Source organism: Kitasatospora sp. NPDC005748 (assembly GCF_040630735.1).
In the GTDB taxonomy this organism is placed as follows: Bacteria; Actinomycetota; Actinomycetes; order Streptomycetales; family Streptomycetaceae; genus Kitasatospora.
Window position 1 is genome coordinate 22,979 of sequence record NZ_JBEXYD010000074.1, and the last position, 11,456, is coordinate 34,434.

At 72.5% G+C, this 11,456-nt stretch carries 6 protein-coding genes and 1 pseudogene; all 7 read left to right on the forward strand.

The genetic code is table 11. The features are described from left to right. Positions 1-17: 17 nt before the first annotated feature. A pseudogene (locus ABZ495_RS32640) lies at positions 18-365 on the forward strand (C40 family peptidase); the annotation flags it as partial. Between the two features lie 260 nt (positions 366-625). Further along, entirely contained in the window at positions 626-2,023 is a 1,398-nt protein-coding gene (locus tag ABZ495_RS32645) for an extracellular solute-binding protein (RefSeq protein ID WP_359839452.1), read from the forward strand. 86 nt (positions 2,024-2,109) lie between these two features. Then, positions 2,110-3,042 (forward strand): sugar ABC transporter permease, encoded by a 933-nt coding sequence (locus ABZ495_RS32650; RefSeq protein WP_359808120.1) that lies wholly within the window; start codon positions 2,110-2,112, stop codon positions 3,040-3,042. A gap of 70 nt (positions 3,043-3,112) precedes the next feature. Continuing rightward, on the forward strand, positions 3,113-4,006 hold the full coding sequence (locus tag ABZ495_RS32655) for a carbohydrate ABC transporter permease (RefSeq protein WP_329486555.1): 894 nt from the start codon (positions 3,113-3,115) through the stop codon (positions 4,004-4,006). Between the two features lie 32 nt (positions 4,007-4,038). Next, on the forward strand, positions 4,039-5,664 hold the full coding sequence (locus tag ABZ495_RS32660; protein WP_359808116.1) for a glycoside hydrolase family 13 protein: 1,626 nt from the start codon (positions 4,039-4,041) through the stop codon (positions 5,662-5,664). Positions 5,665-5,901: 237 nt separating this feature from the next. Next, positions 5,902-10,146 carry a discoidin domain-containing protein gene (locus tag ABZ495_RS32665; RefSeq protein ID WP_359839455.1) on the forward strand — a complete coding sequence of 1,415 codons (4,245 nt, stop codon included), beginning with the start codon at positions 5,902-5,904 and terminating at the stop codon, positions 10,144-10,146. A 173-nt stretch (positions 10,147-10,319) separates the two neighbouring features. After that, positions 10,320-11,333: a LacI family DNA-binding transcriptional regulator gene (locus ABZ495_RS32670; protein WP_329486553.1), complete on the forward strand. Its 1,014-nt coding sequence runs from the start codon at positions 10,320-10,322 to the stop codon at positions 11,331-11,333. Positions 11,334-11,456 lie beyond the last annotated feature (123 nt).

Below are 11,456 nucleotides of genomic sequence, written 5' to 3' on the forward strand. Positions count from 1 at the left end.
GGCACGACGGGCCGGCCACCGGCCGGGCCGCGGCGGCCGTCCGGTTCGCCTACGCCCAGCTCGGCAAGCCCTACGTCTGGGGCGCCACCGGACCCGCCGGCTTCGACTGCTCCGGTCTGACCGGCGCGGCCTGGCGGGCCGCCGACGTCAAGCTGCCCCGGATCTCCCAGGACCAGTGGAAGACCGGCCTGCGGGTCGCCCGCGGCGACCTCCAGCCCGGTGACCTCGTCTTCTTCTACCCGGACCTGCACCACGTCGGCCTCTACATCGGCGAGGGCAAGATGATCCACGCGCCGCGCACCGGCAAGAACGTCGAGGTGCTGCCGATCGACGTGATGCCGTACGTCGGCGCCGTCCGCCTGTAGCGGCGGGCCGTCGACCCGCCGCCCGACCCGCCCACCAGCCCCGCACCGACCCGCCGTCCGACCTGCCGAACGCCCCCGGTTCCGACCGGGGGCGTTCGCCGTTCGGCGTCCCTGGTGTTGATCTGACGTTATGAAGTCGATTTCTTGCAAAGTCCTGTCGACATCTTGTGGCCCTCTGTTGCGCGGTGGTTAAGTGGCGGAGCCGCCGGACCAGCACCGCGGCGCCCCCACCACCCATGCCTGCAGAAGGGCCGTCCGCCATGAACAGAACCGGGCTCCGCCGGAGAACCGCCGCCGTCGCCGTGGCCGCAGGACTGGCCTTCTCCCTTGCCGCGTGCGGCAGTTCGGACGACCACGGGGCAACCGGCGCGGCGCCGTCGGGCGGCGCCGGCTCGACCCTGGACCCGAACGCGAAGGTCAGCATCAGCGTCGACTGCCAGCCGCCGGTCACCAAGGCCGCCGAGCGCAAGCAGTGGACCGAGGACGTCGAGGCGTTCCACCAGCGCTACCCGAACGTCACGATCACCAGCAAGGACGCCTCGCCCTGCGAGGAGCCCGCGCCGTTCACCGCCCAGCTCAAGGGCCGGACCCAGACCGATGTCTTCTACACCTACTTCACCGACCTCGACCAGGTGCTGGACGAGGGCGCGGCCGAGGACATCTCCGGCTACGTCGACGAGACGACCGTGCCGGCGCTGAAGGACATCGACCCCTCGGTGCTCGCCACGCTCAAGGACGGCGACAAGCTCTACGGCCTGCCCACCTCGAACTACAAGCTGGGCCTGCTCTACAACCGCAAGCTGTTCAAGCAGGCCGGGCTCGACCCGGACAAGCCCCCCACGACCTGGCCGGAGATCCGCGAGGCCGCGAAGCGGATCGCCGCGCTCGGCAACGGGGTCAACGGCTACGGCGACTACAGCGCGACCAACCAGGGCGGCTGGCACTTCACCGCCGAGCTGTACGGGCTGGGCGGCCGGATGGTCGGCGAGGACGGCCGGAAGGCCGCGTTCAACACCGCCGAGGGCCGGCAGGTCCTGCAGACCCTGTACGACATGCGCTGGACCGACGACTCGATGGGCTCCGCGCAGAGCCTCAAGTGGCCCGACCTGATGACCCGGATGTCCACCGACCGGCTCGGGATGTACATCGGCGCCCCGGACGACATCACCTACATGGTGCAGACCCTGAACGGGGACTACGCCGACTACGGCATGGGGCCGATGCCCGGCGGCAAGGCCGCGCTGCTCGGCGGCAACGACTACATGGTCAAGAAGGGCTCCAGCCCGGACCAGATCAGGGCGGCCGTCGCCTGGGTGAACTTCAAGTTCCTCACCCAGGGCAAGGGCCAGTTCGACTACGCCCGGACCAAGGCGGACGGCCTGCCGGTCGGCCTCCCGCAGCCCTTCTTCCTCACCGGCGCCTCGCTGGAGCAGGACAACCGGGCGAAGGCGGCCAGCGCCACCGTTCCGGTCCAGAACTACGCGCCCTACCTCGCCGCGTCCGTGCCGGGCCGCACCGAGCCGGCCCACGCGCAGCAGATCTACAAGGTGCTCGACAACGCGATGTCGGCCGTGCTGACCGACAAGGGCGCCGACGTCGCCAAGCTGCTGAACGACGCCGAGACCCAGGTCAACCAGGTACTGGCCAGCCTCCAGTAGCGAACGGGCGGGCCCGGCCCCGCGCCCCCGGCCACCGACGGCCACCGGTGAACAGCGACGGACAGCGACGAAGCGGAGAACGAGGGATGGCAGCGATCAGTGTCGCCGGGAAGGCGGCCCGGCCCACCAGTGAGCCCCGGCGGCGCGGCCGGCTGGGGCGGGGGCTGCGGCGCAACCTCACCGCGCACGGCTTCCTGCTCGGCGCACTGCTCTGTTTCGGCTTCTTCACCTGGTACCCGATGGTCCGTGAAGTGGTCATGAGCTTCCAGCGGACCAGGCGGGGCCGGACCAGCTGGGTCGGCCTGGACAACGTCGACCAGCTGCTCCAGGACCCGGCGTTCTGGCAGGCCTGGCGCAACACCCTGGTGTTCACCCTGCTGGCGCTGGTGTTCGGCTTCGCGGTGCCGTTCCTGGTCGCCGTGCTGCTGAACGAGCTGCGGCACGCCAAGGCCTACCTGCGGGTGCTGGTCTACCTGCCGGTGATGATGCCGCCGGTGGCCTCCGTGCTGCTCTTCAAGTACTTCTACGACCCGGACCACGGGTTGTTCAACAGCGTGCTGCGGGCGCTCCACCTGCCGACCTCGGCCTGGCTCGACTCGCCCGACACCGCGCTGCTCTCGGTGGTCATCGCCTCCACCTGGATGAACATGGGCGGCGCCACCCTGATCTACCTGGCGGCCCTCCAGGGCATCCCGGGGGAGCTCTACGAGGCGGCCGAACTGGACGGGGCCGGCCTGTGGCGCCGGATCTGGCACGTGACCGTCCCGCAGACCAGGCTGGTGCTCTCGCTCCTGCTGCTGCTCCAGATCGTCGCCACCATGCAGGTGTTCGTCGAGCCCTACCTGCTGACCGGTGGCAACGGGCCGCAGGGCTCCACCACCACCGTGGTCCACCTCGTCTACCAGTACGCCTTCAACTTCAACAACTACGGCGCCGCCTCGGCGCTCGGCCTGATCATGCTGCTGGTGCTGGCCGGATTCTCCGCCCTGTACGCGCGGCTGTCGCGCGAGGCCGACTGACCCGGGGCCGACTGACCCGGGGCAGACCGACCCGGGGCCGTCCAGTCCCGGACCACACCCGACCAGACCCATGGGAGCCCCGGTGCAGCCGCAGACCCGGACGCTGATCTCGCAGACCCAACTCGACCGCCCACGCGGCCGACTGCTCTACCGGCTGACCCTGGTGGCGACCGTCGTGGTCTTCACCCTGGTCTTCCTCGGCCCGCTGTACTGGCTGGTGACCGGCGGCCTGAAGTCCACCGCCGAGGTGGTCCGCAACCCGCCCACGCTCTTCCCCGCCGAGCTCCACCCGGACACCTACGCGACCGCGTGGAGCCGGCTCGGCCTCGGCCGGCTGCTCTTCAACACGCTGTACTACGCCTTCGGCGCGCTCGCCTTCCAGCTGGTCCTCGACGTGGCGGCGGCCTACGCGCTGTCCAAGCTGCGGCCCGTCCTGGGCAATCTGATCCTCGGCATGATGCTGGCCACCCTGATGATCCCGGCCGCGGTGCTGGTCGTCCCGCAGTACCTGACCGTCCTGGACCTGCCGCTGCTGCACGTCAACCTGATCAACACGCCCTGGGCGATCTGGCTGCCGACGGTGGCCAACGCCTTCAACATCTTCCTGCTGAAACGGTTCTTCGACTCCATCCCGGAGGACCTCATGGCGGCCGCCGCGATCGACGGGGCCACCCCGCTGCGCGCCCTGCGCTCCATCGTGCTGCCGATGTCCCGGCCGATCCTCGGCGTGGTCTCGATCTTCGCCGTGGTGAACGTCTGGAAGGACTTCCTCTGGCCGATGCTCGTCCAGCCCGACCCGGCCCGGCAGACCCTCAACATCGGCATCAAGTCGCTCTCCACGGGCGTGCCGCAGAACGTCGTCATCGCGGCCCTGGCCATCGCCTCGGCGCCGACCGTCGTCTTCTTCCTGATCTTCCAACGCAACATCATGTCCGGGCTCACCTCGGGTGGACTCAAAGGCTGACCGGCCCGGGCGCCGATCCGAAAGGACCCACCGTGGGACAGCAATCCCGGCTCCCGTTCGAGACCCCGCACTGGTGGCGCGACGCGGTGATCTACCAGGTGTACCCGCGCAGCTTCGCCGACGCCGACGGCGACGGCACGGGGGACCTCGCCGGTGTCCGCAGCAGGCTGCCCTACCTGGCCGACCTCGGCGTCGACGCCGTCTGGTTCAACCCCTGGTACCCGTCCCCGATGGCCGACGGCGGCTACGACGTCGCCGACTACCGGGGCGTGGACCCGCTGTTCGGCACCCTCGCGGACGCCGAGCAGCTCATCGCGGAGGCGCTCGGCCACGGCATCCGCACCATCGTGGACATCGTGCCGAACCACGTCTCGGACCAGCACCCGTGGTTCCGGGCCGCGCTCGCGGCGGGCCCCGGCAGTCCGGAGCGCGAACTGTTCCACTTCCGCGCCGGGCGCGGCCCGGACGGCGAACTCCCGCCCAACGACTGGGTCTCCGAGTTCGGCGGCCGCCCGTGGACCAGGACGGCGGACGGCGCGTGGTACCTCCACCTGTTCGCCGCCCAGCAGCCCGACCTCAACTGGGCCCACCCCCGGGTGCGCACCGAGCACGAGGAGATCCTGCGCTTCTGGTTCGACCGGGGCGCGGCCGGCGTCCGGATCGACTCCGCCGCGCTGCTGGCCAAGGACCCGGCGCTGCCCGACTTCGTCAAGGGCCGGGACCCGCACCCGTTCACCGACCGCGAGGAGTTGCACGGCGTCTACCGCTCCTGGCGGGCCATCGCCGACAGCTACCCGGACACCCGGATCCTGGTCGGCGAGGTCTGGCTGCCGAACGCCGAGCGCTTCGCCCGGTACCTGCGCCCGGACGAGCTGCACACCGCCTTCAACTTCGACTTCCTGGCCCGCCCCTGGGAGGCGGCCGCGCTGCGGGAGTCGATCGACACCACGCTGGGGCTGCACGCCCCGGTCGGCGCCCCGGCCACCTGGGTGCTCGCCAACCACGACGTCACCCGCACGGTCACCCGCTACGGCCGCCGGGACACCCGGTTCGACTTCGCCGCCAAGGCCTGGGGCACCCCGACCGACCCGGAGCTTGGCCGGCGCCGGGCCCGGGCGGCGGCGCTGCTCTCGCTGGCCCTGCCCGGCGCGGTCTACCTCTACCAGGGCGAGGAACTCGGCCTGCCCGAGGTCGAGGACCTGCCGCCGGACCGCCTCCAGGACCCGATGCACCTGCGCTCCGGCGGTGCCGACCCGGGCCGCGACGGCTGCCGGGTACCGCTCCCCTGGTCGGGCGACCGACCCCCGTACGGGTTCAGCCAGGCTCCGGCCGAGCCCTGGCTCCCGCAGCCGGCCGACTGGGCCCCGCTTACCGTCGAGGCCCAGTCGGCCGACCCTGGTTCGATGCTCGCGCTCTACCGCGCCGCGCTGCGACTGCGCCGCGCCGAGGACGCGCTGCGCGGCGAGGTCTTCGGCTGGACCGCCGCTCCCGGCGAGGTGCTGGCGTTCCACCGCGGCGCCGGCTTCCAGTGCGTGGTGAACCTCGGCGCCGCGCCGCATCCGCTGCCCGCGCACCGCGCGGTCCTGCTCGCCAGCGGCCCGCTCACCGCGGGCGGGCTGCTCCCGCCCGACACCGCGGTCTGGCTGCGCGTCGCCTGACCGCCCGGGGCGGACACCCCCGCCCGGTCCGCCCCCGGACCGGGCGCCGCCCCGGCCCGCCGCTGCCCCCCCGGAGCCACGGATGGCCCGCTCACCCCCGCACGCACCCGGTCCTGACGGCCGGACAGGGCCCCACCCCCCACCCCCATCCACGCGTTCGGACGAGACGAGACAGAGGACCCCGTGAGAACCCGAGCACCGATCTTCCGCTGGCTGGCGGGCACGCTCGCCACCGGCCTGCTGGCGCTGGCCGGCCCGCTGCTGCCGGCCACCACCGCCGCCGCGGCCGGCGGCCCCGACCTGGCGGCGGGCCGGCCCGCCGCCGCGAGCAGCAGCATCGCCGGCCGGCCGGTCACCGCCGTCAACGACGGCGACGCCGCCACCTACTGGGAGAGCGCCAACGGCGCGCTGCCGCAGTGGGTCCAGGTCGACCTCGGCGCCGCCGCCGCGGTCGACGAGGTGGTGCTGAAGCTCCCCGCGTCCTGGGAGAGCCGCACCGAGACGCTCGCCGTCCAGGGCAGCGCCGACGGCACCGGCTTCACCACCCTGGTGGGCTCGGCCGGCTACGCCTTCGCGCCCGGTACCGGCAACACCGTGCGGATCGCCTTCCCGGCGGCGAGCACCCGCTACCTGCGGCTGGCGGTCTCCGCCAACACCGGCTGGCCGGCCGCCCAGATCGCCGAGCTGGAGGTGCGCGCGGCCGGCGCCGCCGGGGCGAACCTGGCGCTCGGGCGGCCGTTCAGCGCCGGAAGCCAGAGCCAGGCCTACGCCCCGGCGAACGCCGGTGACGGCAACGCGGCCAGCTACTGGGAGAGCGCCAACGGCGCGCTGCCGCAGTGGGTCCAGGTCGACCTCGGCGCCGCCGTGGCGGTCAACCGCGTGGTGCTGCGGCTGCCGGCCGGCTGGGAGCGCCGGACGCAGACGCTCGCCGTGCGCGGCAGCACCGACGGCAGCGCCTTCACCGACCTGGCCGCCTCGGCCGCCCGGGTCTTCGACCCGGCCACCGGGAACGCCGTCGTCCTCGACCTGGGGGCCACCACCACCCGGTTCGTGCGGGTCGAAGTGACCGCCAACACCGGCTGGGCCGCCGCCCAACTGGCCGAACTGGAGGTGTACGGCCCGGCCACCGGCGACACCCGGGCGCCCACCGCCCCGAGCGGCCTCGCCTACGACCGGCCCGCGCCCGGCCGGATCCACCTGACCTGGTCGGCCTCGACCGACGACACCGGGGTCACCGGCTACGACCTCTACGCGAACGGCGCGCTGCTGACCAGCGTGCCGGGCACCGTGCTGGGCTACACCGACAGCCGCCCGGACAGCGCCACCGTCTCCTACTACGTGAGGGCCCGGGACGCCGCCGGCAACCAGTCGCCGAGCAGCAACACGGTGACCAGGACCGGTCAGAGCGGCGACACCCAGGCGCCGTCCGCGCCCGGCGCCCTCGGCTACGACCAGCCCGCGGCGGGCCGGATCCGTCTGACCTGGTCGGCCTCGACCGACGACACCGGGGTCACCGGCTACGACCTCTACGCGAACGGCGCGCTCCGGGCGAGCGTGGCCGCCGCCGTGCTGAGCTACACCGACGGCCAGCCGGACAGCGCCACCGTCTCCTACTACGTGAAGGCCCGGGACGCCGCCGGCAACCAGTCCGCGAGCAGCAACACCGTGGTGCGGGCCGGCAGCGGCGGGAGCGGGACCAACCTGGCGGCCGGCAAGCCGATCAGCGCCTCCTCGGTGATCAACACCTTCGTCGCGGCGAACGCCAACGACAACGACACCGCCACCTACTGGGAGGGCAACGCCAACAGCTACCCCGACACCCTGACGGTGGCGCTGGGCTCCAACGCGGCGGTGGACTCCGTCGTGGTCAAGCTGGACCCGGCCGCGGCCTGGTCCAGCCGGAGCCAGACGATCGAGGTGCTCGGCCGGGACCAGTCCGGTACCGGCTTCACCACCCTGGTACCGGCCCGCGGCTACGACTTCGTCCAGTCCGCCGGGAACGCCGTGACCGTCCCGGTCGGCGCCACCGCGGCCGACGTCCAGCTGCGGATCACCGCCAACACCGGGTCCACCGGCGGCCAGGTGGCCGAGTTCCAGGTGATCGGCACCCCGGCGGCCAACCCGGACCTCACCGTCACCGACGTCTCCGCCACCCCGGCCGCGCCGGTCGAGACCGACCCGGTCACGCTCTCCGCGACGGTCCGCAACCTCGGCACCCTGCCCTCGGCCGCGACCGCCGTCGGCTTCTACCTGGGCTCGGCCAAGGCCGGCACCGCCCAGATCGGCCCGCTGGCCGTCGGCGCCGCCGGCACCGTCACGCTGGACGCCGGCGTGCGCGCGGCCGGCAGCTACCAGCTCTCCGCCAAGGTCGACGAGGCCAACGCGGTGATCGAGCGGGACGAGACCAACAACACTGCCACCGCGCCGGCCCCCCTGGTGGTCACCCGGGCCCCCGGCTCCGACCTGCTCGCCGCCCCGACCGTCTGGTCCCCGGCCGACCCGGCCGCCGGGAACACCGTCACCTTCTCGGTGGCGGTGAAGAACCAGGGCACCACGGCCTCGGCCGGCGGCGCCCACGCCATCACCCTGACGGTCGCCGACGCCGCCGGCACCGTGGTGAGGACGCTGTCCGGCGCCTACACCGGCACGATCGCCCCCGGCGCGACCACCGCGCCGGTGACGCTCGGCACCTGGACGGCGGCGAACGGCCGGTACACCGTGAAGACGGTGATCGCGGCGGACGCCAACGAGCCGCCGGCCAAGCAGACCGACAACACCTCCACCCAGCCGCTCCACGTCGGCCGGGGCGCGAACATGCCCTACGACACCTACGAGGCCGAGGACGGCGTGCTGGCCGGCGGCGCGGGCCTGGTCGGGCCGAACCGGGTCGTCGGGGACCTCGCCGGCGAGGCCAGCGGCCGGCGCGCGGTGACGCTCGACTCCACCGGCGCCTCGGTCGAGTTCACCACCCGGGCGCCGACCAACACGCTCGTCACCCGGTTCTCCATCCCGGACGCCGCCGGCGGCGACGGCACCGACGCCACGCTCAGCGTCTACGTCGACGGCACCTTCCTCAAGAAGATCGACCTGACCTCCAAGTACTCCTGGCTGTACGGCGCCGAGACCGCGCCGGGCAACTCGCCCGGCGCGGGCGCCCCGCGGCACGTCTACGACGAGGCGAACGTGCTGCTCGGCACCACCGTGCCGGCCGGCAGCCGGATCAGGCTGCAGAAGGACGGCGGCGACACCTCCCGCTACGCGATCGACTTCGTCAGCCTGGAGCAGGCCACCGCGACGCCGAACCCGGACCCGGCGCACTACGCCGTCCCGGCCGGCTTCACCCACCAGGACGTGCAGAACGCCCTGGACAAGGTGCGGATGGACACCACCGGCACCCTGGTCGGCGTCTACCTGCCGGCGGGCGACTACCAGACGGCGAGCAAGTTCCAGGTCTACGGCAAGCCCGTCAAGGTGATCGGCGCGGGCCCCTGGTTCACCCGGTTCCGGGCGCCCGCCACCCAGAGCAACACCGACGTCGGCTTCCGCGCGGAGGCGACGGCCAACGGCTCGACCTTCGCCGGGTTCGCCTACTTCGGCAACTACACCTCCCGGATCGACGGCCCCGGCAAGGTCTTCGACTTCGCCAACGTCGCCCACATGGTGATCGACGACATCTGGGCCGAGCACATGGTCTGCCTCTACTGGGGGGCCAACACCGACTCCATGACCATCAGCAACAGCCGGATCCGCGACACCTTCGCGGACGGCGTCAACATGACCAACGGCTCCACCGACAACCTGATCACCAACAACGAGGCCCGGGCCACCGGGGACGACTCCTTCGCGCTGTTCTCCGCGATCGACGCGGGCGGCGCGGACGAGAAGGACAACGTCTTCGAGAACCTGACCTCGATCCTCACCTGGCGGGCGGCCGGGGTCGCCGTGTACGGCGGCTACGCCAACACGTTCCGCAACATCTACATCGCCGACACCCTGGTCTACTCGGGCGTCACCATCAGCTCGCTGGACTTCGGGTACCCGATGAACGGCTTCGGCACCGAACCGACGGCCCTGCAGAACATCTCGGTCGTCCGGGCCGGGGGCCACTTCTGGGGCTCCCAGACCTTCCCCGCGATCTGGGTGTTCTCGGCCTCCAAGGTGTTCCAGGGCATCCGGGTGAGCGATGTGGACATCGTCGACCCGACGTACCACGGCATCATGTTCCAGACCAACTACTCCGGCGGGCAGCCGCAGTTCCCGGTCAAGGACACCGTCTTCAGCAACGTCTCGATCACCGGGGCGCGCCGCAGCGGTGACGCCTTCGACGCCAGGTCCGGCTTCGGGATCTGGGCGAACGAGTCGGCCGAGCCCGGGCAGGGCCCGGCGGTCGGCTCGGTGGTCTTCAACCACCTGCGCCTGGCCGGCAACGACCAGGACATCAGGAACACCACCTCCACCTTCACCATCACCGTCAACCCGTAGCCCTGAAGCACTCCAACACCGGTGCCGCCGGGACGGACCCCGTCCCGGCGGCACCTCGGGCGGTCCGCCGCTCGCCGGCGGGCGCGTTCCGGGGCGGTTGGAGCGAGCGCAAGGCGGTTCAAGAGAGCGCAAGAAGACGCAAAATCTTGCGAGGAACGACGTACACTCCCCCCATGACACGACGACTTGCCCAGGTGGCGCAGAAGGTCGGGGTCAGCGAGGCCACCGTCAGCCGGGTGCTGAACGACAAGCCCGGCGTCTCGGAGGCGACCAGGGCCGCCGTGCTGACCGCCCTGGACGTGCTCGGCTACGAGCGCCCCACCCAGCTGCGCGGCGAACGCGCCCGGCTGGTGGGCCTGGTCATGCCGGAGCTGCAGAACCCGATCTTCCCGGCCTTCGCCGAGGCGGTCGGCGGCGCGCTGGCCGGCCAGGGGTTCACCCCGGTCCTCTGCACCCAGACCGCCGGCGGGGTGTCCGAGGCGGACTACGTCGACCTGTTGCTCTCCCAGCAGGTCTCCGGCGTGGTCTTCTTCGGCGGCCTCTACGCCCAGGCCGACGCCGCCCACGACCACTACGACCGGCTGGCCGAGCGCAGCCTGCCGACGGTGTTGCTGAACGCGGCCATCGAGGGCCTCGACTTCGCCCGGGTGTCCTGCGACGACGCGGTCGCCGTCGAGCAGTCCGTCGGGCACCTGCGCCAGCTCGGCCACCGCAGGATCGGGCTGGTGCTCGGCCCGGCCGACCACGTGCCGTCCCGGCGCAAGCTGGCCGCCGCGCGGGCCGCGGCGGCGAAGGCCGGCCTCGACCTCCCGGAGAGCCGGGTCGAGCGGGCGCTGTTCACCCTGGAGGGCGGCCAGGCCGCCACCACCCGGCTGCTCCGCGAGGGCGTCACCGGGATCATCTGCGCCAGCGACCCGCTGGCGCTCGGCGCGATCAGGGCGGCCCGCCGGGCCGGTCTCTCGGTGCCGGACGACGTGTCGGTGATCGGCTACGACGACTCGTCCTTCATGACCTGCACCGATCCGCCGCTGACCACCGTCCGGCAGCCGATCGAGGCGATGGGCCGGGCCGCGGTGGACCTCCTGGTGGGGGAGATCGGCGGAGCCCGGATCACCCACGACGAGCTGCTGTTCGAGCCGGAACTGGTGGTCCGGGGGTCGACGGCGCCGCCGCGCGCCCGGTCCTGACCGAGACGGGCAGGCCCCCGGAGACCGTGCTTGGGTTTTAAGGGTCGTTGCAACACCCCAGCTGAGGGGTTGCGATGGACTTCGAGATTCGTGGGGACCGGAAGCCGCAGGGGCCCAGGAAGC

What these genes read in the sequence shown, in the direction of transcription:
- ABZ495_RS32645 (WP_359839452.1), top strand. Translation starts at nt 626, where the DNA reads ATGAACAGAACCGGGCTCCGCCGGAGAACCGCCGCCGTCGCCGTGGCC.
- ABZ495_RS32650 (WP_359808120.1), top strand. Translation starts at nt 2,110, where the DNA reads ATGGCAGCGATCAGTGTCGCCGGGAAGGCGGCCCGGCCCACCAGTGAG.
- ABZ495_RS32655 (WP_329486555.1), top strand. Translation starts at nt 3,113, where the DNA reads ATGGGAGCCCCGGTGCAGCCGCAGACCCGGACGCTGATCTCGCAGACC.
- ABZ495_RS32670 (WP_329486553.1), top strand. Translation starts at nt 10,320, where the DNA reads ATGACACGACGACTTGCCCAGGTGGCGCAGAAGGTCGGGGTCAGCGAG.